Annotated in this window: 26 protein-coding genes; 14 read left to right on the top strand and 12 right to left on the bottom strand. The window is 65.8% G+C overall.

The genetic code is table 11. The features are described 5' to 3' along the window. Positions 1 to 61: 61 nt before the first annotated feature. Positions 62 to 655, top strand: a complete 594-nt coding sequence (locus ACW177_RS07250) for a nitroreductase family protein (RefSeq protein WP_492027906.1) — start codon at positions 62 to 64, stop codon at positions 653 to 655. Here the strand turns inward: ACW177_RS07250 and ACW177_RS07245 are convergent. Together ACW177_RS07245 and queF are read right to left on the bottom strand one after the other, a co-directional pair. Further along, positions 639 to 1,499, bottom strand: a complete 861-nt coding sequence (locus ACW177_RS07245) for a DUF817 domain-containing protein (RefSeq protein ID WP_492027905.1) — start codon at positions 1,497 to 1,499, stop codon at positions 639 to 641. The genes ACW177_RS07250 and ACW177_RS07245 overlap by 17 nt on opposite strands. A gap of 164 nt (positions 1,500 to 1,663) precedes the next feature. Further along, entirely contained in the window at positions 1,664 to 2,125 is a 462-nt protein-coding gene (queF, locus tag ACW177_RS07240) for a preQ(1) synthase (protein WP_287927318.1), read from the bottom strand. A gap of 532 nt (positions 2,126 to 2,657) precedes the next feature. Between queF and ACW177_RS07235 the strand changes: the two genes are divergently transcribed. The 3 genes from ACW177_RS07235 to ACW177_RS07225 all read left to right on the top strand — a co-directional run bounded on the left by ACW177_RS07235 (position 2,658) and on the right by ACW177_RS07225 (position 4,718). Then, positions 2,658 to 3,590: an NAD(P)H-dependent flavin oxidoreductase gene (locus ACW177_RS07235; RefSeq protein WP_492027904.1), complete on the top strand. Its 933-nt coding sequence runs from the start codon at positions 2,658 to 2,660 to the stop codon at positions 3,588 to 3,590. Between the two features lie 38 nt (positions 3,591 to 3,628). Continuing rightward, positions 3,629 to 4,330 (top strand): TorF family putative porin, encoded by a 702-nt coding sequence (locus ACW177_RS07230; RefSeq protein WP_492027903.1) that lies wholly within the window; start codon positions 3,629 to 3,631, stop codon positions 4,328 to 4,330. A gap of 175 nt (positions 4,331 to 4,505) precedes the next feature. After that, on the top strand, positions 4,506 to 4,718 hold the full coding sequence (locus ACW177_RS07225; protein WP_267513731.1) for a cold-shock protein: 213 nt from the start codon (positions 4,506 to 4,508) through the stop codon (positions 4,716 to 4,718). A 45-nt stretch (positions 4,719 to 4,763) separates the two neighbouring features. Here ACW177_RS07225 and ACW177_RS07220 read toward each other — a convergent pair whose 3' ends face one another. Beyond that, positions 4,764 to 4,955, bottom strand: coding sequence for a hypothetical protein (locus ACW177_RS07220; RefSeq protein ID WP_492027902.1), 192 nt, complete (start codon positions 4,953 to 4,955; stop codon positions 4,764 to 4,766). On the opposite strand from ACW177_RS07220, the gene ACW177_RS07215 reads away from it, so the two are divergent. Next, positions 4,954 to 5,211: a hypothetical protein gene (locus ACW177_RS07215; RefSeq protein ID WP_492027901.1), complete on the top strand. Its 258-nt coding sequence runs from the start codon at positions 4,954 to 4,956 to the stop codon at positions 5,209 to 5,211. The genes ACW177_RS07220 and ACW177_RS07215 overlap by 2 nt on opposite strands. A gap of 2 nt (positions 5,212 to 5,213) precedes the next feature. Here the strand turns inward: ACW177_RS07215 and ACW177_RS07210 are convergent, their stop codons facing one another. From ACW177_RS07210 to ACW177_RS07200, 3 genes are read right to left on the bottom strand one after another with little or no spacing between them, the layout of a single operon-like run. Beyond that, positions 5,214 to 6,380: a cystathionine gamma-synthase gene (locus ACW177_RS07210; RefSeq protein ID WP_492027900.1), complete on the bottom strand. Its 1,167-nt coding sequence runs from the start codon at positions 6,378 to 6,380 to the stop codon at positions 5,214 to 5,216. Next, positions 6,377 to 6,670, bottom strand: a complete 294-nt coding sequence (locus ACW177_RS07205; RefSeq protein WP_492027899.1) for a hypothetical protein — start codon at positions 6,668 to 6,670, stop codon at positions 6,377 to 6,379. Before ACW177_RS07205 ends, ACW177_RS07210 begins: the two co-directional genes overlap by 4 nt. Beyond that, entirely contained in the window at positions 6,670 to 8,070 is a 1,401-nt protein-coding gene (locus tag ACW177_RS07200) for a pyridoxal-phosphate dependent enzyme (RefSeq protein WP_492027898.1), read from the bottom strand. Before ACW177_RS07200 ends, ACW177_RS07205 begins: the two co-directional genes overlap by 1 nt. 163 nt (positions 8,071 to 8,233) lie before the next feature. Between ACW177_RS07200 and ACW177_RS07195 the strand changes: the two genes are divergently transcribed. From ACW177_RS07195 to ACW177_RS07180, 4 genes are read left to right on the top strand one after another with little or no spacing between them, the layout of a single operon-like run. After that, complete coding sequence (locus ACW177_RS07195) at positions 8,234 to 8,494, top strand: type II toxin-antitoxin system Phd/YefM family antitoxin (RefSeq protein WP_492027897.1); 261 nt, start codon at positions 8,234 to 8,236, stop codon at positions 8,492 to 8,494. Next, a complete protein-coding gene (locus ACW177_RS07190) occupies positions 8,491 to 8,931 on the top strand; it encodes a type II toxin-antitoxin system VapC family toxin (RefSeq protein WP_492027896.1) in 441 nt (146 codons plus the stop codon). The genes ACW177_RS07195 and ACW177_RS07190 overlap by 4 nt, the downstream gene beginning before the upstream one ends. Positions 8,932 to 8,940: 9 nt before the next feature. Next, positions 8,941 to 11,256, top strand: coding sequence for a ribonuclease R (gene rnr, locus ACW177_RS07185; RefSeq protein WP_492027895.1), 2,316 nt, complete (start codon positions 8,941 to 8,943; stop codon positions 11,254 to 11,256). Between the two features lie 16 nt (positions 11,257 to 11,272). Further along, positions 11,273 to 11,992 (top strand): NUDIX hydrolase, encoded by a 720-nt coding sequence (locus ACW177_RS07180; RefSeq protein WP_492027894.1) that lies wholly within the window; start codon positions 11,273 to 11,275, stop codon positions 11,990 to 11,992. 2 nt (positions 11,993 to 11,994) lie between these two features. On the opposite strand, the gene ACW177_RS07175 is transcribed toward ACW177_RS07180, so the two are convergent. Then, the gene (locus ACW177_RS07175) at positions 11,995 to 12,561 is read right to left on the bottom strand and encodes a hypothetical protein (protein ID WP_492027893.1); all 567 of its coding nucleotides are present in this window, start codon (positions 12,559 to 12,561) and stop codon (positions 11,995 to 11,997) included. A gap of 126 nt (positions 12,562 to 12,687) precedes the next feature. Between ACW177_RS07175 and rpmG the strand changes: the two genes are divergently transcribed. After that, on the top strand, positions 12,688 to 12,855 hold the full coding sequence (rpmG, locus tag ACW177_RS07170; protein WP_008262536.1) for a 50S ribosomal protein L33: 168 nt from the start codon (positions 12,688 to 12,690) through the stop codon (positions 12,853 to 12,855). Between the two features lie 83 nt (positions 12,856 to 12,938). Here rpmG and ACW177_RS07165 read toward each other — a convergent pair whose 3' ends face one another. Beyond that, on the bottom strand, positions 12,939 to 14,300 hold the full coding sequence (locus ACW177_RS07165) for a PleD family two-component system response regulator (protein WP_492027892.1): 1,362 nt from the start codon (positions 14,298 to 14,300) through the stop codon (positions 12,939 to 12,941). Then, entirely contained in the window at positions 14,297 to 14,662 is a 366-nt protein-coding gene (locus tag ACW177_RS07160) for a response regulator (protein ID WP_492027891.1), read from the bottom strand. Before ACW177_RS07160 ends, ACW177_RS07165 begins: the two co-directional genes overlap by 4 nt. 107 nt (positions 14,663 to 14,769) lie before the next feature. On the opposite strand from ACW177_RS07160, the gene ACW177_RS07155 reads away from it, so the two are divergent. Together ACW177_RS07155 and ACW177_RS07150 are read left to right on the top strand one after the other, a co-directional pair. Continuing rightward, positions 14,770 to 16,038 (top strand): DNA polymerase IV, encoded by a 1,269-nt coding sequence (locus ACW177_RS07155; protein WP_492027890.1) that lies wholly within the window; start codon positions 14,770 to 14,772, stop codon positions 16,036 to 16,038. A gap of 116 nt (positions 16,039 to 16,154) precedes the next feature. Then, positions 16,155 to 16,925, top strand: a complete 771-nt coding sequence (locus tag ACW177_RS07150) for a polysaccharide deacetylase family protein (RefSeq protein ID WP_492027889.1) — start codon at positions 16,155 to 16,157, stop codon at positions 16,923 to 16,925. Positions 16,926 to 17,337: 412 nt separating this feature from the next. Here ACW177_RS07150 and ACW177_RS07145 read toward each other — a convergent pair whose 3' ends face one another. Then, a complete protein-coding gene (locus ACW177_RS07145; RefSeq protein ID WP_492027888.1) occupies positions 17,338 to 18,234 on the bottom strand; it encodes a hypothetical protein in 897 nt (298 codons plus the stop codon). Between the two features lie 103 nt (positions 18,235 to 18,337). On the opposite strand from ACW177_RS07145, the gene ACW177_RS07140 reads away from it, so the two are divergent. Beyond that, complete coding sequence (locus ACW177_RS07140; RefSeq protein ID WP_492027887.1) at positions 18,338 to 18,796, top strand: RidA family protein; 459 nt, start codon at positions 18,338 to 18,340, stop codon at positions 18,794 to 18,796. 145 nt (positions 18,797 to 18,941) lie between these two features. Next, positions 18,942 to 20,090, top strand: a complete 1,149-nt coding sequence (locus ACW177_RS07135) for a GNAT family N-acetyltransferase (protein ID WP_492027886.1) — start codon at positions 18,942 to 18,944, stop codon at positions 20,088 to 20,090. A 9-nt stretch (positions 20,091 to 20,099) separates the two neighbouring features. Here the strand turns inward: ACW177_RS07135 and ACW177_RS07130 are convergent, their stop codons facing one another. Next, positions 20,100 to 21,671 (bottom strand): class I SAM-dependent methyltransferase, encoded by a 1,572-nt coding sequence (locus ACW177_RS07130; RefSeq protein ID WP_492027885.1) that lies wholly within the window; start codon positions 21,669 to 21,671, stop codon positions 20,100 to 20,102. A gap of 112 nt (positions 21,672 to 21,783) precedes the next feature. Next, positions 21,784 to 22,587, bottom strand: coding sequence for a hypothetical protein (locus ACW177_RS07125; RefSeq protein WP_492027884.1), 804 nt, complete (start codon positions 22,585 to 22,587; stop codon positions 21,784 to 21,786). Between the last annotated feature and the right edge of the window lie 42 nt (positions 22,588 to 22,629).

The following is a 22,629-nucleotide window of genomic DNA, read 5'->3' as shown; positions in this document are numbered from 1 at the left end:
GAAGGCGAGGACGAAAGCCTAGCTAGACCGCATGACCGACTTGCCCATGATCTCCTTGCCCATGATCCCCTTAAACGCGCCCCTGCCCGCCCCGGCCCCCTCGCAGGAGCTGCGCGACCGGCTGGCCACACGCCGCTCCGCCCCGGCCCAGGCCCTGAGCGCCCCCGGCCCGACGGAGGCCGAGCTGGACCAGATCCTGATCCTGGGCGCCCGCACCCCGGATCACGGCAAGCTCTTCCCCTGGCGGTTCGTCGTGCTCGGCCCGCAAAGCCGCGCCCAGATCGCCGAAAAACTGGCTGTCCTGGCCGAAGCCCGCGACAAGCCGGCCAAGGACCAGGCGGTCCTGGCCAAGCTGACCGCCGCCCCCGTCACCATCCTGGTCGTTTCGACCCCAGTTCCCGACGCAAAGCCGGTCTGGGAGCAACAGCTGTCGGCCGGCGCCGTCTGCATGAACCTGGAACACGCGGCGGGCGCCTTCGGCTTCTCCTCCAGCTGGATCACCGACTGGTACAGCTATGATCCCCAGGCCACGGCCCTGTTCGGCCTGACCGAAGGCGAGACCGTCGCCGGCTTCATCCATATCGGAACCCTGACCGAGCCCGCCCTGGAACGCCCCCGCCCGGACATGGCCGCCAAGGTCACGCGCCTGCCCTAGGCTCTTCCTCCGGCCGGTGGACCAGCGACACCAGCACCACTGAAATAATCATCAGCAGGAACCAGGCGCCCAGCTTGCCCAGGGACACCATCTCCCACCCCGTCTCCTGCCCCGGATAGGTCCAGGCCCGCGCCAGGGTGCCCAGGTTCTCGGCGAACCAGATGAACAGGGCCACCAGCCCATAGCCCAGCAGCAGCGGCATCGACCGCCTGCGCCGGTCCGCCGTGAAATAGAACCACCCCCGCCCGAACAGCAGCACGGTCGCCGCAAACAGCGCGATCCGCACGTCCCGCAGCCAGTGATGGGCGAAGAAGTTCACATAGACGGCCGCCGCCAGCACCCAGGTCGTCCACAGCGGCGGATAGGCCCGTACCCGGATATGAAAGATCCGCTGCACCCGCGCGATATAGCTGCCCACCGCCGCATACATGAAGCCCGAGAACAACGGCACGGCGCCGATCCGCAGCAGACTGTCCTCCGGATAGACCCACGACCCATGCGCCGTCTTGAACAGCTCCATGACCGTCCCCGCCACATGGAACAGGAAGATCACCCGCGCCTCCTCCCAGCTCTCCAGCCGGAAGGCCAGCATGGCCGCCTGGATCAGCACCGCCCCGACCACCAGAAAATCATACCGCGAGATCGGCGCGCCATCCGGCCACCACAGGAAGGTGCCGACGATCAGCACCAACATCAGCCCCCCGAACAGACACGCCCACCCCTGTTTCAGCCCGAACCAGAGGAATTCGTAGGCGTAGCGACGCGGGCGAGACGCGTCGGCCCAGGTCTCGGTCCGCGTGAGAAGACGACGGCCCCAGGCTTCCAGCGGAAGGCGATGACTCATTCCTTCTCCCCTTGCGGGAGAAGGTGGCGGCCGCAGGCCGACGGATGAGGGGTCACACAAACCTCGACGCGAATAGCAAGACAGGCGGCAAGACCGAAAAACCCCTCATCCGACCTCGCTCCGCTCGGCCACCTTCTCCCGCAAGGGGAGAAGGACGCAAGCCCTCACCCCCGCCCGCGATAGGTCGGCACGCCCTGATCCGGCAGCCACAGCCCCTCCGGCGCCACGCCCGTCTGCCAGAAGACGTCGATCGGAATGCCGCCGCGCGGATACCAATACCCACCGATCCTAAGCCATTTGGGTTCCAGCAGGTCCGCCAGCCGCCGGCCGATGGCCACCGTGCAGTCCTCGTGGAAGGCGCCGTGGTTGCGGAAACTGGTCAGGTACAGTTTCAGGCTCTTGGACTCGACCAGCCAGTCGCCCGGCGCATAGTCGATGACGATGTGTGCGAAGTCCGGCTGGCCCGTCACCGGGCACAGGCTGGTGAACTCGGGCGCCGTGAACCGGGCCAGATACAGCGTATCCGCATGGGGGTTCGGCACCCGCTCCAGCACGGCCGTCTCGGGGCTGGTCGGGGCGGCGGTCTGGGCGCCGAGCTGGCTGAGGTTGTCGGTATAGTGGGTCATGGGGCGCATTTAGGCGTTTGCGGCGCGTAAGAAAATGCTCTGACGCCCACGGACTTCCCTCTCCCACCGGGAGAGGGCTTGAGCGCACGGCGGCGCAGCCGTCGTTCTGGCGCGCAAGGGTGAGGGGTACGGTGGTGCGGGCTGGCCCACCGCCTGTCCCTCATCCGGCCCTTCGGGCCACCTTCTCCCCATGGGAGAAGGGACGACGTTGGCCAGCCATCCCAATTTATGAATATTTATGGCGTGATTTCAATCACTTGACTTTCTAAAGCAACCCTCAACCCACCACCCCATTCAACTCGCTTACAATGGCCATCCCTGCCCCCTGGGCGCCTTGGAGACCGCCGCATCCGACCACGACCACCCAATTGCACTCTTTTGCATACTGCACCCACTTCCCCCGGAGTGCAGTTTCCAGAATGGACGAAAATAGACTCCATTTTCTTTGCGTCGAAACCGTACATTTCGCCCGATTGCCTTCCCCCGCGACACCCCGCTAAGCGTAGCGAAATAAAACCCAGGAGAGACGCCCGTGGCCATTCCCGCTTCGCTCGCAAAGGGCCTGACCCTGCCGATCATTTCGGCGCCCATGTTCCTGGTCTCCGGGCCGGATCTGGTGGTCGAGGCCTGCAACGCCGGGATCATCGGCACCTTCCCGTCGCTGAACCAGCGCACGACCGAGGGCTATCGCGACTGGATTCACGAGATCAGGGGCCGGCTGAAGCCTGAGGCCGCCGCCTTCGGCGTCAACCACATCGTCCACCCGACCAATCCCCGGCTGATGGCCGACATGATGGTCTCGGTCGAGGAGAAGGTGCCGCTGATCATCACCTCGCTGGGCGCCGTGCGCGACGTGGTCGATGCGGTCCACGGCTACGGCGGTCAGGTCTTCCACGACATCGCCAACATCCGCCATGCCAGGAAGGCCGCCGAGGCGGGCGTCGATGGCCTGATCCTGGTCGCCAACGGCGCGGGCGGCCACGCCGGGATCATCAACCCCTTCGCCCTGGTCAACGAGGTCCGCAGCTTCTTCAAGGGGACCATCATCCTGTCCGGCGCCCTCTCGACGGGACAAGATGTCGCGGCGGCCCTGATGCTGGGCGCCGACTTCGCCTATATGGGCACCCGCTTCATCAACACGACCGAGGCCCTGGCGGTGGACGCCTATAAGCAGATGGTCATCGACAGCGGCTCGACCGACATCGTCCACACCCCGGCCGTGTCCGGCATCCCGGCCAACTTCATGACCAAGTCGTTGATCGACAACGGAATCGACCCAAAACACCTGCCCGAACACAAGCTCGACATGGGAAGCGAGGCCAAGGCCTGGAAGACGGTCTGGTCCGCCGGCCAGGGCGCCGGGGCCATCCACGACGTCCTGCCGACCGCCGAACTGGTCGCCCGCCTGCGACAAGAGTTCGCTCAGGCCACGGAAGAATTCGCCATCAAGACCAGAGCAGGTTAAGGGCGGCTCCAACTCGCCTCTCGCGCGTTGGAGCCCTCATGATCCGCACCGCTCTCGCCGTCCTCGCCGTAGCCGTCCTCGCCACCCCTGCGGCGGCCCAGTCCGCCTCAACCGCGTCCGCATCGCGGGACGCCTGGTCGTTCGAGGTCGGCGCGGGAACGGACAACCGCTCCAAGGCGGCGTCCAAGTCGGGCAATGACGGCTATGTCTTCGGCTCCGCGACCTGGGAAAGCGCGGACGGCCTGTTCTACGTCTCCCCCGGCGTCGAGACGATCCAGGCGGGCGGCTCCAATGTCGAGGCCGAGTTCGTGGTCGGCTATCAGCCCGAGGCCTTCGGCTACCGCTTCGACTTCAACGCCGCCTACAAGCACCGCCTCGACGCCGAGGCGGGTTATGACGAGAACGGCTGGGAGGTCACCGGCAACGTCAGCCGCTCCATCGGTCCCGCCAGCGCGCGGCTCCAGGTCCAGTATTCGCCGGACGCCGCCGGCTCGACCGACTCCTTCACCTGGGTCGAAGGCCGGCTCGGCTGGGACTTCAGCGACCGCCTGAACGGCACGGCCGCCGTCGGTCGCCGCGAACAGAGCGGCGCGCCCGACTACACCGGCTGGAACGCGGGCGTGACCTATACCCTGACCGACACGCTGGATCTGGACCTGCGCTACTACGACACCAACGCCCACACCTTCGGCGAACAGTACGAGGACGCGGTGGTGGCCAAGGTCGCCTACGCCTTCTGACCCCCCGCCCTTGCGCCGGGACGGCGGGAGGCCCATATGGGAAGGGTCGATCTCTCTGCGTAACGCCGCTGCTCCCTTTGCATCACGCACCGAGGTCCAAAAGCCGATCCCATTCAGACCCGACAGGCCGACCAGGGATCCCTCCCTGCGGTCAACGCCAGACGGAGGTCTCCAAATGGCTACCGGCACTGTTAAATGGTACAACCCCACCAAAGGCTACGGCTTCATCGCTCCCGATGATGGCGGCAAGGACGTCTTCGTCCACGCCTCGGCCGTCGAAACCTCGAGCCTCGGCTCGCTGAACGAAGGCCAAAAGATCGGCTACGAAATCGAGCGCGACCAGCGCTCCGGCAAGGAATCCGCCGGTCGCCTCACGGCGGCGGAGTAGGACACGCGCCTCAACACCATCGCCTTCGACGGCGAGGTGACGAAGCTACTGCCGCTGGGCGGCCGCAAGGTTCGCCTGGACAACGGCCACGTCGTGACGGTTCTGCCCACGCTCGGTTCGCCTAACGGCGTCTCCGGGCTGGGCGACCAGGTCGTGGTCGAGATCGCCTTCAATCAGCTGAAGGGCTGGCGCCTCGCGCGCCGGCCCTTCAGCCCGTTCAATCAGGACGCGCCCCATGACGACCCTCGCCGACAAAATCCCGACGATGACCGACGCCGACCTCAACAGCCTGCGCGCCAACGCCACGCGCCTGGCCGAAACCGGCGCCTCGACCCAGGTGATGGCCGCCGCTGATATCCTGCCCGTGATCGACAGCGAGATCGCCCGCCGCGCCGCCCTGCCCAAGGCCGCCAAGTCGCCGGTGAAGCGCGCCGCGCCCAAGAAGAAGCTGCCGCCCGTCACCGGTCACCAGACCGCCCTGCCCTCCAGCTGAGATCAGCCCAGGGCCTGATCCAGATCGGCGATCAGGTCCTCGACGTCCTCAACCCCGACCGATAGCCGGATCAGGTTGTCGGTCACGCCGCCCGCCTCGCGGACCTCCTTGGGCACGCTGGCGTGGGTCATGATCGCCGGGTGGTTCACCAGGCTCTCGACCCCGCCCAGCGACTCCGCCAGGGTAAAGACCTCGACCCGTTCCAGCACCCGTTTGGTGCGCTCCAGGTCGCCCTCCAGCACCACCGTCACCATGCCGCCATAGCCGCCGTGCATCTGCCGCGCGGCCAGTGCGTGCTGCGGATGGGCGATCAGGCCGGGATAGATGACCTTGGCTACTCCGGCCCGCGTCTCCAGCCAGCGGGCCACCGCCAGGGCGTTCTCGCAGTGGGCCTTCATCCGCAGCGCCAGGGTCTTCAGCCCCCGGTTCGCCAGGAAGGCGTCGAACGGCCCCATGATGCCGCCGACCGAGTTCTGCAGGAACTTGATCCGGGTCGCCAGATCAGGGTCGGCCGTCACCAGCACCCCGCCGATGATGTCCGAATGGCCGTTCAGATACTTGGTCGCCGAGTGCATCACCACATCCGCCCCCAGGCTCAGCGGCTGCTGGCAGAAGGGGGTGGCGAAGGTGTTGTCCACGATCAGCAGCAGGCCGTGCGCCTTGGCCACCTTCGACAAGGCGGCGATGTCGGCCAGCTTCATCAACGGATTGGTCGGCGTCTCGACCCACAGCATCTTGGTCTTGGGCGTGATGGCCGCCTCGACCGCGGCGATGTCGCTCAGGTCCACATAGGCGAAGTCCAGACCCATGGTGCGCCGACGCACCCGCTCGAACAGCCGCCACGAGCCGCCGTACAGGTCGTCGCCCGTGACCACGTGGTCGCCCGCGTCCAGCAGCTCCAGCGCCGTGGATGTCGCCGCCATGCCCGAACCGAAGCCGAACCCGTGCGTGCCGCCCTCCAGGTCGGCGATACAGGCCTCGAACGCCTCCCGCGTCGGGTTCTTGCCCCGCGCATACTCATAGCCCTTGTTCACGCCCGGGCTTTCCTGGGCATAGGTCGAGGTGGCGTAGATCGGCGTCATCACCGCGCCCGTGGTCGGGTCGGGGTGCTGACCGGCATGGATGGCGCGGGTCGAGAAACCCTGGCTGTTCTTCTTGTCGGAATTCATTCGTCTTCCTCTTCGGGAGGCATCGCCTTGACGATCCATCCCCCTTCCGAAAGCTGGGCCAGATGGCCAGGCTCTATGGCGGGTAAACCGAGCGGCTCAAGCACGGGCATTAGGTGGTGCAGATGCACGACCTGGGCGTCTTCGGCCCCATGATCAAACCGAGCGCACAACACCTGCACGACCCTATCAACGTCATGAGCCACCTCGACCACCGGCTGACCATCGGTCACATGCCTGCACACGATGGCCGCCTGATCGTCCGCGAACTCATGGCCCATCAGCTTCAGCATTACCGGTTCAGGCTGAGGTGGTTGATCAGGTCGGTGCGGGTGATCAGGCCCACGAACCGCTCGCCGTCCAGCACGATGGCAACCCGGTCGCGGTCGAAGACGGGGATCAGGGCGTCCAGCGGCTCCTTGACCTGAAGCGTGTCCAGATCGCGCGTCATGGCCGAGGCCACCGGCTTGGCGAACCGTTCCTTGCGGGTGATCTCGTCGGTGTTCATCACCTGGATCAGGTCGCTCTCGTCCAAGATGCCGACCAGACGGCCGTCCTCAATGATCGGCAGTTGGGACACGTCGGCGCCCTTCATCCGCTTGAAGGCGGTGTCCAGGGTGTCGCCCGGACCGGCCACGACCACGTCGCCCTTCTCGTATTTGCGATTGATCAGGTCCGACAGATCGCCGTGCAGCTCGCGCTCGCCCAGGCCCTGATCCGCTAGCCAGGCGTCGTTGTAAACCTTGGACAGGTACTTGGCCCCGGTGTCGCAGACGAAGGTGACGCAGGTCTTGGCCTCCGTCTGCTCACGGCACCAGCGCAGGGCCGAGGCGATCAGGGTGCCCGACGACGACCCCGCCAGAATGCCCTCCTTCAGCAGAAACTCGCGCGCCGTGGCGATCGCCTCCGCGTCGGGGATCGAATAGGCCTTGTCGATCAGGCTCATGTCCGCCGTATCGGGCACGAAGTTCTGGCCGATACCTTCTACGGTATAACTGCCATCCGGCCCCGGCACGCCCTCGTTGACGATGCCGGCCAGGGTTGATCCCACCGGATCGGCCAGAACGATCTGGGCCTTGGAGCCGACACTCTTCAGATAGCGCGCCACGCCGGTGATCGTCCCACCCGAGCCGATGCCGGCGACGAAGGCGTCGATGTCGCCGCCTGTCTGCTCCCAGATCTCCGGGCCCGTCGTCTTCACATGGGCGTCGGCGTTCGAGTGGTTAGCGAACTGGTTGACGTAATAGGCGCCGGGAATGGCCTGAGACAGGCGCTCGGCCATGTCGGTGTAGTACTCAGGGTGTCCGTGCGGCACGTCCGAACGGGTCAGGCGAACATCGGCGCCCATGGCTCTGAGATGCTGGATCTTTTCCTTCGACATCTTGTCCGGAATGACCAGCAGCACCTTATAACCCCGCGCCCGGCCGACCAGGGTCAGGGCCAGGCCCGTATTGCCCGCCGTCGCCTCGACGATGGTGCCCCCTTCCTTCAGCCAGCCTTCCTTCTCAGCCGCGTCCAGCATCTCAACCGCAATCCGGTCCTTGATCGAACCGCCGGGGTTCTGGGACTCCAGTTTCAACAGCAGCCGGCACTTGCCGGTGTCGATCTTCGTCACCTCCACCATCGGCGTCTTGCCGATCAGATCCAGCGGCGACTTGACGGTCGCGCTCAGGGCGGGGGCGTTCAGGGACATCGAAGACTCCGGTTCAGGACAAACGGAAGCTGAAGCCCCGCACTCACTCGGTCAAATCACGCAAGATTTGACCGGCCACTCCGGTTCCCTGCGCGCCGCCGGGGCATGACTGGCGGTCTAGACCGAGAATGGCTATATTTATGGCCATAGTCGGAGAGCTATCATGGCCGCATACAGCGTCGCCGAAGCCAAGAACACCCTGCCTCGATTGCTCGACAAGGCCATTGAGGGGGAGAAGGTCATCATCACCCGCCACGGGAAACCGGTGGCTGAAATCCGCTCTCTTCCCGCCGAACGGACGCCGATGTCCCACGCACAAAGACTGGCGCTGATCGACGACTTCGCAAAGCGCCGCCAAGCCCTGCCTCCGCTCGATATCTCCGCCGCCGATCTGATCCGTCAGATGCGCGACGAAGGCGTATGAGCTTCTATTTCGACGCGAGCGTCCTGCTCGCCCTGCTGCTCAACGAACCTGCGGCCGAGTCCGTCGACCGCTTTATGCGTGGCCATGTCCAGACAATCAGCGTCAGCACCCTGTGCACTGCGGAATGTTCGGCCGCAATTTCAGGGCTGGTGCGGATGCGACGCCGTTCGGAGGCTGAGGTGACGATCCTGCTCCAACGTTTGGACGACTGGATCGACGCCTTTGGCGCCCGCGCGGCGATACTGGATGCCGACATAGAAGACGCCTGCCTCCTCGTGCGTCGTTTTGACCTGAAGCTCCGGACGCCTGACGCAATCCACATCGCCGTCGCAAGACGGCTGAATGCACAACTCATCACACTCGATCACCCCATGGCGCAGGCGGCGACCCTGCTGAACCTGGACTGCATCAATCCCGCCGACACATCGGCGAAATGAAAGACTGAATTGACCAAACCCACCCAGAGGCCGCCCGCCGGTCTCCCCGACAAAGACACCCTCCTCGCCTTCCTGCGCGAGGCCGGATCGGCCGAGAAGACCGATATCGCGCGCCACTTCGGCCTGAAGGGCGGCGACCGCCGGGCCTTGCGCGAAATGATCCGCGAACTCGAAGAAGAAGGAAAGCTGGGCAAGCGCGGCCGCAAGGGCTTCGCCGAAGCCGGCGCCCTGCCCCCCGTCGGCGTGGCCGATGTGATCGAGCGCGACGGCGACGGCGAACTTTATGTCCGTCTGGTCGAGGCCAGCGCCGACGCCCCCCGCGCTCTACTAATGCCGGACAAGGGCAAGCCCGGCCCCGCGCCTGGCCTGGGCGACCGCCTGCTGGTCAAGTTCCAGCGCGGCGGCGACGGCTGGGAGGCCCGGCTTATCAAGAAGCTGGACGTCGGCGCCAACCGCGTCCTGGGCGTGATCCGCAAGTCGGCGCGCGAGACCCGCGTCGAGCCGGTCGATCGCCGCTCCAAGGACGTGCTTCTGGTGCCCCAGGCCCAGTCGGGCGATCTGCGCGACGGCGATCTGGTCCTGGCCGCCATCGAAAAGGGCGAGCAGCGCTATGGGCCCAAGCGCGGCAAGATCCTGGAACATATCGGCAAGGAGGACGATCCCCGCGCCGCCTCCCTAATCGCCATCCACGCCCACGGCGTCCCGACCGGCTTCTCCGAAGCCGTCGAGCGCGAGGCCGAGGATCAGGCCCTGCCGACGCTGAAGGGGCGCGAAGACCTGCGCGAAGTGCCCTTCATCACCATCGACCCCGCCGATGCGCGCGATCACGACGACGCCGTCTATGCGGCGCGTGACGAGGATCCGAAGAACCCGAACGGCTGGATCGTCTGGGTCGCCATCGCCGACGTCGCCGCCTATGTCCGCCCCGGAACCCATCTGGACCGCGAGGCCCGCGACAAGGGCAACTCGACCTATTTCCCCGACCGCGTCGAGCCGATGCTGCCCGAGGTGCTGTCGAACGGCCTGTGCAGCCTGAAGGAGGGCGAGAACCGCGCCTGCCTGGCCGTGCGGATGGTGTTCGACAAGGACGGCCGAAAGACCGGCCACCGCTTCGTGCGCGGCCTGATGCGGTCTCACGCCAAGCTCAGCTACGAACAGGCCCAGTCCGCCATCGACGGCCAGATTGACGACGCCACCGGCCCGATCATGGAGGCCATCCTCTATCCGCTTTGGAACGCCTATCACGCCATGCTCAAGGGCCGCCTGAAGCGCAGTCCTTTGCAGATCGAATCCGCCGAGCGCCGCATCCGCATGGCGCCAGATGGCGGCATCGCCTCGATCGAAAAACGCGCCTCTCTGGAGGCGCACCGGCTGATCGAAGAGATGATGATCCAGGCCAACGTCTGCGCCGCCGAGACCCTGGAGCAGAAGAAGACGCCGCTGATCTATCGGATCCACGACGCCCCCAGCCAGGAGAAGATCTTCAACCTGGCCGACTTTCTCTCGACCATCGGCAAGCCGTGGAACAAGGGCGAACCGGGCACGACCACGCGGTTCAACAAGCTGCTGGACGAGACTCGCGACACCGAACACGCCGATGTGGTCAATGAGGTGGTGCTGCGCAGCCAGATGCAGGCGATCTACAGCCCTGAGAACATCGGCCACTTCGGCCTGAACCTGGATCGCTACGCCCACTTCACCTCGCCGATCCGGCGCTATTCCGACCTGATCGTCCACCGGGGGCTGATCCGGGCGCTGAACCTGGGCAAGGACGGACTAACCGATCGCGAGATCGCCGAACTGCCCGCCATCGCCGAGGGCGTGACCATGACCGAGCGCCGGTCGATGACCGCCGAGCGCGACGCCATGGACCGTTATATCGCCGCCTTCCTGGAGGACCGGGTCGGGGCCACCTTCACCGGACGGATCACCGGCGTGACTCGCTTCGGCCTGTTCATCCGGCTGGACGAGACCGGAGCCGACGGACTGGTGCCCGTCTCGACCCTGGGCAGCGAATATTTCGCCCATGACGACCGCGCCCACGCCCTGGTCGGCGAACGCACCGGCAAGCGGTTCACCCTGGGCCGCAAGGTCGAGGTCAGGCTGATGGAGGCCACCCCCGTCACCGGCGGCCTGGTGTTCGAAATGCTCAGCGAACCGGAGCCGCGCGATCCCAACGCCCCGGCCCCGCGCTATGGCATTCGCGGACGCGGCGGCGACGGCCCGCCGATGCGCGGCAAGACCCGGCCGGGCGGTCCCAAGCCTCCGAAGGGCGGCCGTCCCTCGGGCGGCTTGAAGGGCGTGCGCAAGGGCAAGCGGAAGTGACTCCGGGATGAGCGGAATGAAGGATCCCCCCTTCGACGCCGCCCAAGACCTCGCTGACGCTCCCCGCGTCGGCGGGGCCCAACGGCCCAAGGACGCGGCGACCCTGATCTTGACGCGGGGCGGTTCGCAGCCAGAGGTTCTGATGGGAAGACGCGCGCCCGGTCATGTCTTCATGGCGTCGAAATGGGTGTTCCCGGGCGGGCGGGTCGACCGGGCGGATTTCACCGCCGCCTCAATGGGCGATTTGACGTCCGACGTCGCACGGCGGCTGGAGGCCGAGGTTCCCGCCCGCCGCGCCCGCGCCCTGGCCCTGACGGCGGTGCGCGAGACCTTTGAGGAGACAGGGCTGATCCTGGGCCGCCCCGCGCCGTCCGCCAGCGTCGCCGGTGCGTGGCGCGAATATCGGCAAGCGGGCGCCCTGCCCGATCTGTCGGCCCTGTCCTACATCGCCCGCGCCATCACCCCGCCCGGCCGCACGCGCCGCTTCGACGCCCGCTTCTTCATGGCGCCGGCGGAGGCCCTGCTGACGCCCGAGCCAACCGCCGGCTCGGGTGAACTGGACGAGATCGCCTGGCTGCCGCTGGAAGACGCTCTCGCCCTTGATCTGCCCGCCATCACCCGCTTCGTACTGGGCGAACTGGCCGAGCGGCTTGGCCAGGACCGGACTAGCCCCGACCGCCCCCTCCCCTTCGTCCGCATGGTGCGCGGCCGCCACATGGTCGATCACAGGGACTGACCCTATTCGACGACCGGCTTCGTCAGGTCGAACTCGACGCGGAAATGCCGGTTCGGCCGCCGCAACTCATAGGCGAACATCCGCCCCGGATGGACCTCCATCGCCCAGACATTGGTGGTCGAGACCCCAGCGTCGTTGGCGGTGAACAGGGCGATCGATTCGGCGTCGACCGGGAATTCCTGCCGCTCGGCCGTGCCGGGGTTCGCCGTATCGCCGCCGTACCAGTGCAGCACGTCGGTCGTGCCGTCCTCATGCCGGTGATCATGTTTCAGCCGTAGGCCCGCGTCCGTCTTCGTCACCACCCAGGTCCGCGACCGGTCCTCGCCCACCGCGAACGGGATCCGCACCTCTTCCGGCGAACAGTCGCGGACGTGCATGATCAGTCGCTCACTGGCGAACCGGGCGTCGGCGGCGTCGGTCGTGACGACCCGGCCTTCGAATCGCTGGCCGCAAAGGGCGTTCAGCTGCGCCAGGAAGGCGTCCTGCGTCGGAGCAGGCGCCGCATTTCCAGCAGCCGCCGTCGTCAGGGAAATCAGGGCCGCCGCGGCCATAAGCGATGCGATTTTCATCCCGCCAGACTATATGTGCTTTGCGCCGCATCAACGTGGCATCGCGCCCGTTGACTTTGGGGCGATCCTGAGTATGTTCCGCGCCTCTTATTTTAAGCGGCTTTCGCCGTCGCAGAGGTAATTCCGATGGCCAAACCGGCTTCCATCAAGATCCGCCTGAACTCCACGGCCGACACCGGCTTCTTCTATGTCACCAAGAAGAACGCCCGCACCATGACCGAAAAAATGGTCGTCAAGAAGTACGACCCGGTCGTGCGCAAGCACGTCGACTTCAAAGAAGGCAAGATCAAGTAAGCACTTGATCGGCTGAGATAATGCGAAACGCCCGGCTGGTGACAGCCGGGCGTTTTCGTTTGTCCGGCGCCGAGGGCGGTGAATCAGGCGGCCTTTGCGACCACCTTGTTCCGTCCGCCCGCCTTGGCCTCGTACACGCCCTCGTCGGCGCGCTTCAGCAGGCCTTCCGGCGTATCCCCGTCGCCCGTCGTCGCCGCGACGCCGATGGAAATGGTGATGGTCAGATGCTCCTTTCCGCCCATGACCCGGAAAGGGGCGGAGGCGATATCGCGACGGATTCGCTCGGCCACCATCTGGGCGTCGTCCAGGCCGGCGCCCGGCATGACCACCACGAACTCTTCGCCGCCCATGCGGCACGGCAGATCGACAGCGCGGACATTGGTGGCCAGACGGACGGCAAACTCGGCCAGCACCTCGTCCCCGGCGTCGTGACCGAAGCCGTCGTTGACCGACTTGAAGTGGTCGATGTCGAGCACCAGTAGGGCCACAGGCGCGCCGCCGTGCGCCGCCCGCCCCACCAGAGCCTGCAATTGCCCAGTCATATAGCGCCGATTGTGCAGACCGGTCAGGGCGTCGGTAACGGCCATCTCCAGGCTGCTGTCCAGCTTCTGGCGCAGAAAATCGGTGTAGCGCTTGCGGCGGATCTGGGTGCGCACCCGCGCCGACAGCTCCTCAGGATCGATAGGACGCGGCAAGATGTCGGTGGCGCCCAGTTCCAGCGCCTTGACCATGCGCGGGCGCTCGCTCGGCTCGACGATGGCCAGGATCGGAGCCCGACGCGCGTCGCCCGACTTGGCCAGGGCCACGACCCGCAGACCGTCGAAGCTCTCGGCCGCCACATTGACGATGATCAGATCCAACGGCCCTTTGGCGGCCGCCATCGCCGCTTCGGGATCGGTCTCGATGGCGACGCGATGCTCGCGTCCCAGCTCCGCAGCGATCTTCTCCGCCTGAGCGGCGTTGTCGTCGACGATCAGCACCCGCCCGCCTTCGCTGCGAAGCCGCGCGGCGCCCTCGCCGTCCACGCCCATGCGCCGGCTGCTTTCCTCGCGCTCGCGCAGTTCGTCCATCACCTGCTTCAGCCGCGTCAGGGATTTCACCCGCGCAAACAGGACGACATCGTCTATCGGCTTGGTCAGAAAGTCGTCGGCCCCGGCCTCCAGGCCGCGGATTCGGTCATCGCGTCCGTCCAGGGCCGTCACCAGAACCACCGGTATATGCCGGGTCTCAGCCCGCGCCTTCAGCAGACGGCAGGTCTCGAACCCGTCCATACCGGGCATCATGACATCAAGCAGAATCAGGTCCGGCTGATGCTCGGCCGCCAGCTCCAGCGCAGTCGCCCCGCTGTTGCAGGTCAGGACGTCGTAATATTCGATGGTCAGCTTGGCTTCGAGCAGACGAACATTCACGTCCACATCGTCGACCACCAGGATCCGCGCACTCATCCCAGATGCTGCCGTATGGTGTCGAGGAAGTGCATGACCGAGATCGGCTTCGAGATATAGGCCTCGCAGCCGCCCTGGCGGATGCGCTCCTCATCGCCCTTCATGGCGAAGGCGGTCACGGCGATGACGGGGATATGGTTCAGCTCCTCGTCATCCTTCAGCCATTTGGTGACCTCCAGACCCGAGATTTCGGGCAGCTGGATATCCATCAGGATCAGATCCGGGTGATGGGCGCGCGCCATGGCCAACGCCTGCAGCCCCTCTCGGGTCTGCAAGGTTTCATAGCCCTGGGAATCGAGCAGATCATGAAAAAGCTTCATGTTCAGCTCGTTATCCTCGACGATGAGGACTTTTTTGGACATCGTCACCTGACCTGCGTCGCCTGCGAATTGGCGTCGCCTCGTTGTGTGCGATACTGCCCCTCCCAGTCTTAAGTTGGGGTGAAGCCAAGGTTACGGAGACCTTAAGCGTGGCCATAAAGGCCGTCTGCCGCGACTGTCTGTGGACCGGCGACGACCCCGCCGGGCCGCCTGGGCGACGCTGTCCATCATGCGGGTCTCGCCGCATCGTCGCGGACGCAGAACTGGATCAACTTTCGATCGCCCACATGGATTGCGACGCCTTCTACGCCTCGGTGGAGAAGCGAGACCGGCCTGAGCTGCGCGACCGGCCCGTCATCGTCGGCGGCGGCAAGCGGGGCGTGGTTTCCACGGCCTGCTATATCGCGCGGCAATATGGGGTCGGCAGCGCCATGCCCATGTTCAAGGCGCTGAAGGCCTGTCCCGAAGCCGTGGTGATCAAGCCCGACTTTACCAAATACGTCTTCGAATCCGAACGCATCCTCGGCGCCCTCGGCCGGCTGACGCCCCTGATCCAACCGCTGTCGCTGGACGAGGCCTGGGTCGATCTGTCGGGCACGGAACGACTGAACGGCGGCCCGCCAGCCTTCCAGCTGATCCGTTTCCAAAAGCAGATCGAGGACGAGACGGGTCTGACCGTCTCCATCGGATTGGCCCCCAACCGCTTCCTGGCCAAGATGGCGTCTGAGATGGACAAGCCGCGCGGCTTTTCGGTCGTGGGCGCCGCCAACGCCCAGGCCCTGCTGGCGCCCCGCGCGGTCACCACCCTGCCTGGCGTCGGCCCGGTATTCGGCAAGGCCCTGCGCAGCGACGGCTACGCCACCATCGGCGACCTGGCCCGGGCCGACGTGCGCGACCTGGTCAAACGCTATGGCGAATCCGGCCTGCGCCTTCACGACCTGTCCCACGCCCGAGACGCCCGCGCCGTAAACCCGGACCGCGACCGCAAGGGCATGAGCGCCGAGACCACCTTCAACGAAGACCTGATCACGGCCGAAGCGCTCGAGGCCGAACTCTGGCCCCTGTGCGAAAAGCTGGCGTCCAAGGCCCGCCGCGACGGCGTCGCCAGCCGCGTCCTGGTGTTGAAACTGCGCCGCGCCGACTTCAAGATCATCACCCGCCGCATCAGCCTGGCCGAACCCATCCAGACCGCCCGCGCCCTGTTCGCCGCCGGACGCGACCTGCTGAAACCGGAGCTAGGCCCGCCCTATCGGTTGATCGGCATCGGCATGGCGGACATCCAGGACGCCGAAGACGCGCCCGCCGGCCTGTTCCAGACCACCGAGACCCGGACCCTGAAGACCGAACGCGCCATCGACAAACTGCGCGAAAAATTCGGCAAGGACGCCGTGGTGGCGGGACGCGCGCTGAAGGGGTGACGCACATCCCCTCACCATCCGCTCAAATGACGGCAACCGGATATCCGGAAAAGGCCGTCGGCGATCCGGCCGAGATCTGAAACCCGACCTTAAGCCCGATCAGTCATGGTGACGGCATGAACGCCTTCATCGACAAGATGCGCCGCCGCGCCGGCCGCTATCTGGATGTTCGTCCCGCGACGATCCAGCCCGCGCGAGGCGTGCTGAGCCTGTCGTTCGACGACATCCCCGCCTCGGCCTGGCTCGAGGCCGGGCCGGCGCTGGCTCAGCACGGCGTCAAGGCCACCTATTATGTCTGCGGCGGCCTGGCAGGCGGGCGCAATCTGGATCTGCCGCAGTTCGAGACCGAACATCTGCAAGCCCTGCACGAGGCCGGTCACGAAATCGGCTGCCACACCTACGAACACGTCTCGAGCCTGCGCCTGTCGCCGGCCGAACTGGACGCCAGCCTGGCCCGCAACGCCGCCTGGGTGGCCGAGCGGCTGGACGGCTATCAGATGCAGACCTTCGCCTATCCGTTTGGCGACTGCGCCCTGGGGGCCAAGCCGGTGATCGACCGGCGCTTCCTGTGCGGCCGCGGAGTGCGCGACGGGATCAACGCCGGCCGCGTGGATCGCAACCTGTTGCAGGCCATCGGCCTGGAGAGCCGCCGCCTCCCCGGCTATGATCTGGAGCAGTTGGTCGACAACACGGCGGCGTCAAAGGGCTGGCTGATCGCCTACGGCCACGACGTCAGCGACGCCCCGACGCCCTACGGCTGCAAACCCGAGGATATCGACCGGTTGATCCGCCTGGCCAAGGCCGCCGATCTGGACATCCAGCCGGTCGCAGCGGCGTGGCGACTAAGAAGCCCATCCAAAATCAACCTTGACATAGGCACAGCATAAACCCCTGATTGATTACATCCTCGCTTGTCGAGGCGTTCATGGAGGGATTAATGCTAGGCACTCTTCGTCTTCTCGGCGCGTCTACCGTCGCCGCACTGAGTCTCGGCGCCATCGCCGCCCCCGCCCAAGCCTTCGTAGACATACCGCTCTACAGCTATGAATATTATAGCGATTCAACCTACACAACCATGGTGGGCTATGCTTCGGGCGTCTGTTATTCGAACTATGCTGGCATTGGTCCGCTACAGGGGTCTGGGTCGCAGTATGTGATTGCGACCCAAGTCGGAATCTGCCGAAACGGCATGACGATCTACATCTGACATGATCCCACGAGCAGTGAGGCCTGCTCGTGGGATCAACGTCTTGCGACGTGTATTGTCAGGGTAGGTGCGTAAAGTCCGCAGGCGTCCCTTCACAGCGCCTTCCGCCGGTCCGCCCAGGCGATCAGCTCTTTCCTCGGCCACACCATCAGCCATGACCGCGCGGTGTATTCACCGCTGTCGATCAAGGCCTTACGCGACGCCGAGGCGGTGCCCGCCCGCTCCGTGTGGATCTCGCCCGGTCCCTGATGAACCATGAAGGCGCCGCCTTTCAGCGGGTTCAGCCGCAGGTGCGCCAGGCGAGGGCTGATCTGGGTCAGGGGCGGATCATAGAACCAGCTGGAGCCGATCATGCCCGCCAGTTCCGGCCGCGCCCGGCAGAGTTCCGCCGCCGTCGCCCAGGCCTCGTTCCAGCCATCCTCGTTGAAGCCCCGCAGCCAGCGGCTCTCGGTATGGACCTCCAGCCACGGCTCGCGTTTGGCGCCCGCCGCCAGATATCGGAACAGGGGACCAAAGCCCCAGCCGTCACGCACATGTTTGATGATCTGCCCCGGCCCGACCGGTGAACTCAGGTCGATCACCTGGCTCTTGGCCGCAGGAACGCTGAGCGCCAGAGTGAACCGAACATCCTTGGCCCAGTGATCGAACTCATAGCCACCCTCGGCCTTGGTCAGGAAGGCGGCCAGCTGTTCGAACCAATAGGGATAGAGGGCCAGGACTTCGGCCGGCAGGCCCATGGCCGCGACCCGATCCGGCAACTGCAAGGCCCATGACGCGATCAGACCGCGCCGAACCTCGTCCAAGACCCCAGCGCCAAGGACAGCATCGACCGCCTTGGCCGGCATCTCAAAATCCCAGTGCGGCGCAGCCTCTGCGGCCTTGGCAGCGGCTGTCTGACTAGCCGCGTCCACTCGCGCCCAGTCCTCCGAGGAAAGGCGCGCCAGCACGGCCTGGAAGGCGGCGACATCGGGGGTCAGGTGCAAATCCATGGCCGCTGTTATGCCACGCCCCGATTGGCGAAGGCTTAAGACGCCAAACGGGTGACGCCGCCCTTGCGCCGCGCTAAACCGCCGACCAGATCAAGGAGCCCCTATGACCATCGAATCCCGCATCGCCGAACTCGGCATCACCCTGCCGGAACCCGCCAAGGCGGTGGCCAACTATGTGCCCTTCGTCCAGACGGGCGCCGTGGTCCATATTTCTGGCCAACTGTCGAACGACGCCTCGGGCGGGATAAAGGGTACGGTCGGCGTGGACGTGACGCCGGAACAGGCCAACGCCGCCGCCCGCCTGTGCGGGATCAATCTGCTGGCCCAGATCAAGGCCGCCTGCGACGGCGACCTGGAGCGGGTCGTTCGCATCGTGAAACTGGGCGGCTTCGTTCAGGCCGGCCCGGACTTCGAAGCCATTCCCGCCGTCATCAACGGCTGTTCGGACCTTATGGTCGAAGTGTTCGGCGACGCCGGTCGCCATGCCCGCTCGGCCGTCGGCGTCTACAAGCTGCCGCTCGGCTTCGCAGTCGAGATCGACGCCATCGTGGAGATCCGTTGACCGTCAGCTCCACCTCATTCCCCGTCATCCTAGGCCTCGTGCCTGGGATCCATACTCCCGGTGTCTACGGCGCGCGTACCGTCGATGGGCTGAGTCTATGGATCCTCGGGACAAGCCCGAGGATGACGGAATTTGGGAGCGGGGCGTGAGTTTCCAGCTCTCCGTCCATGACGCCATAGCCGACATCGGCCGCGAGGCCTGGGATGCCTGCGCGCATCCCACCGGCGATCCCTTCGTCTCCTACGACTTTCTGCACGCCTGCGAAGCCTCAGGCAGCGCCGCCTCGCGGGAAGGCTGGGCGCCGCGCCATCTGGCCCTGCGAGACGAGGACGACGCCATCCTCGGCGTCATGCCCCTCTATCTGAAGGGCCACAGCCAGGGCGAATACGTCTTCGACCACAGCTGGGCCGACGCCTATGAGCGCGCCGGCGGCCGCTATTATCCCAAGCTGCTGGGCGCCGTGCCCTTCACCCCGGCGACCGGCCCGCGTTTCCTCAACCACCCCGATACAGACGCCGCAACGGTGCGGCAGGCCCTGCTTCAGGGCGCCTTGACCCTTGTCGAGCGGCTGGGGGTCTCGTCCCTGCACATCAACTTCCCGACCGAGGTCGAGTGGACGGACATGGCCCAGGCTGGCCTGCTGCCCCGCCAGGACATCCAGTTCATCTGGCGCAACGCCGACTATCAAACCTTCGACGATTTCCTGGCCGCCCTGTCGGCCAACCGCCGCAAGACCATCCGCCGCGAACGCCGCGACGCACAGGCGGATCTGGACATCCGCGTTTTGACCGGCGCTGAGATCACCGAGGCCCATTGGGACGCCTTCTTCGCCTTCTACCTGGACACGGGCGACCGCAAATGGGGGCGGCCCTATCTGACGCGGGACTTCTTCACCCGTGTCGGCGCGACCATGGCGGACCGCATCGCCTTGGTCATGGCCTTCCGCGACGGGACGCCCATCGCAGGCGCCCTGAACTTCATCGGCCGCGACGCCCTGTACGGCCGGCAGTGGGGCACGCTGGAAGAGGTGCCCTTCCTGCATTTCGAGCTTTGCTATTATCAGGCCATCGAGTTCGCCATCGCGCGGGGCCTGTCCCGCGTCGAGGCCGGGGCCCAGGGCGAGCACAAGATCGCGCGGGGCTATCTGCCCTCCCCCGTCTATTCGGCCCACTTCATCGCCGACCCCGCGCTGCGCGGGCCTGTGGCCGACTATCTTCGGCGCGAAGGCCCGGCTGTCGAGGCTCAAAGACTGGAGATGACCGAGGAACTGTCGCCTTTCAAAAAGGACGGCTGACGTCCTGCTCTAAGCCGGTTTCTGCGCCCACAGGTGGTACATGCCGGCGAACAGCTCGGGCCGCCGCGCTTCCAGCCGGTCCCATAGGCCGAGATCCAGCGGATCGGCCGACCCGAACGCGGCTGCAAACGCCGCCCTCGCCTCAGGCGACGCCTCGAACCCGACCAGTCGAAGCCCGGCCCCGCCGATCAGTTCGCCGAGTTGGGGCGGCGTGTAACGATGCTCCTGAACATGGAAGACCAGATCACGACAGCCGCTGAGGCTGTAGAAGTCCGCGCTCTCCTTCAGCGCGGCCAAGGGCTCCCCATCCGGCAGAGCCAGAACATGGGCGCGAAACGCCCGAATGTCCGCCTCGACCGGCGTCCAGCCCCGCGCCCGGATCAGGTCGTGCGCCGCCCGCACCACCGCCCGCGCCCGCTCGCTGTAGAGGCCCAGCCGCACCACGCCGCCCGGCCGCAAAACGCCCGCCAGCCGCGCCAGCCCGTCCTCGGGCCGCGCCATATGGTGGATCACGCCGGTGCTGGTGACGACATCGAACCGCGTCTGAACCTTATCCAAGGCCAATATGTCGCCCTGGACGAACCGCACCCCGCTCAGCCCCAGGTCTTGCGCCACCCGCATGCCGTGGGCCAGGCTGGCGCGGCTCAGGTCCATGGCGGTGATCGCCAGCGAAGGGTCCATCCGCGCCATGTCGATAGGCTCGAAACCCGTGCCGCACCCCGCAACCAGGACAGCCTCCGCCCGACCGGCAAAGGCCTTGCCGTCAAGCCCCGGAAGGGCCGCGATGGCGTCAGAAAGCCTTCGCGGCGTGGGCGCGGGGGGCGCGGACCAGCGCGGATAAGGATTAGCCTCGTACTGCTCCTTGACCGCTTCGGACACGGCGTCGGCGCCGTCGGGCGTCAAAACTGGCACGGACTGGGCCAGGGCGCGCTCCCGCGCGGGTTCGTCAATGGCGCGGCGGATCAGTTGCGCCTGGATTTCACCCTCGCCCAAGGCCGTGGCCTCTGACCGGGTCGGCGACCGGAACAGCAGGGCGACCGCGCCATCAGTTGCCTGTACCGGTGCGACATATTCGGAAGCGAAGCCGATGATCCCAAGGGCGGCGACCAGGTCTCCGATGGGAGATTCAAATGCGCCGGCCGCCCCTGGTCCCGCCTCGACCACCGCCGTCCGCACCGCATTGAGCCGCATCTCCATGGCGGCGCTGACGTTCACGCACCGCGACAGGAAGGCCAGCCACAAGGGGTCACGCCCCATGGCCGCCAGCATCGCCGACGTTCCGTCGAACCGCCCCTGTTTTAACAACAGAGTCTCCGCCGTGACGCGCGCCAGCGTCTGCTGATCGACCGATGTCTCGCCCAGCAGCGCAGTAAGGTCCGCGTCCAGGATCGGATGCCAGCCGTTCGGCGTCAGGCCCGCCAACCGTTCGGCCAGAGCCGCTGCAACACGCAAGCGTGTCGGGGGATCGACCGCCCTCGCCAGCGCGCGGCTCAGCACCTGGGTCGCCTGCCCCGGATCGCCGTGGGCCGACAAGAACAACCCCATCGCAGCCAGAGCCGCGGCATGGTCGGGGTGGTCCACCAGCACCGCCTTAAGACGCTCAAACCCCTCTTGCCTTCGGCCATTCTCAAGGGCGACGTGAGCAGCTTGGAGAGCGCTTTCGGCATCGAATGCACTCATTCGGCTTGCGCGCTCAACTGATCCAGCTTGTCTCGCATTTATCTCGTCGCCATCCGTTCCAAGTGCGGGAATAGAGACAGTCCTGTCCGCCTCCACCCAGCATGACCCACTCTTGTCCTACCGACAGAGTCGCACGGGTTCTGAGCAAGGAATAGACGGGAGGTTCCGCCGAGAACCAAGGGTGAAATTCTCCATTCTGGTATCCAGCATCCGAACTTGGCTGGGGTAGACCGAAAGTTTGCCAGTCACATTTCGACTTGGAACTCAGTTGCATTCCGCCAGATACACCTTCCGGCGAAAACTCTTTCAATGCTTGGGCCATCAAGGCGCAGTCCGCCGCAGTCGGCCGGCGAACGGCGACAAACGGAACAGCGTAAGCAGCCCAAATGGTCGTCATCATTGCTAGCGCGGCCATGGCCGCGCTAGCCGGCTTGATCCAAACGCCAGAACGATCCAACCGCCCGCGAAACAACAGGTCCAAGACGACCCATGTCCCCGCCATGACCAGACCGAAGCCCAACATCCAAGCATATGAGGCGCTTCTGGACTCGACGCGAAGCCGAACTTGAAACTCGGCAACGATCATCGCGCAAATAGTCAGGGCGCTAACGGCCGCGCAGTACGCGGAGACTCGATGTCGTGAGCGCACAGCGACAAAGGCGTAGGCGCGATCTGCGGCGACGAGGCAAGGCAGGAAAAGGACGATAAAAATCCCCACCGCAGGCGCGTAAAACCCTCCGAAATGTATCATGAAAGCGGGGACGAGCGCAGCCAGCGCCCCTGCAATCACGATGCCAGCCCTTAAGATTTTCAGCATCCTTTTCGCCCCTTTTTGCAAGGATGCCGACAGAACTCCAAG

The sequence above is a fragment of the Brevundimonas sp. AVps23W genome, assembly GCF_058681395.1.
Note: the sequence above shows the minus strand (reverse complement) of the source record. Positions and strands in the feature narration are given on the sequence as shown.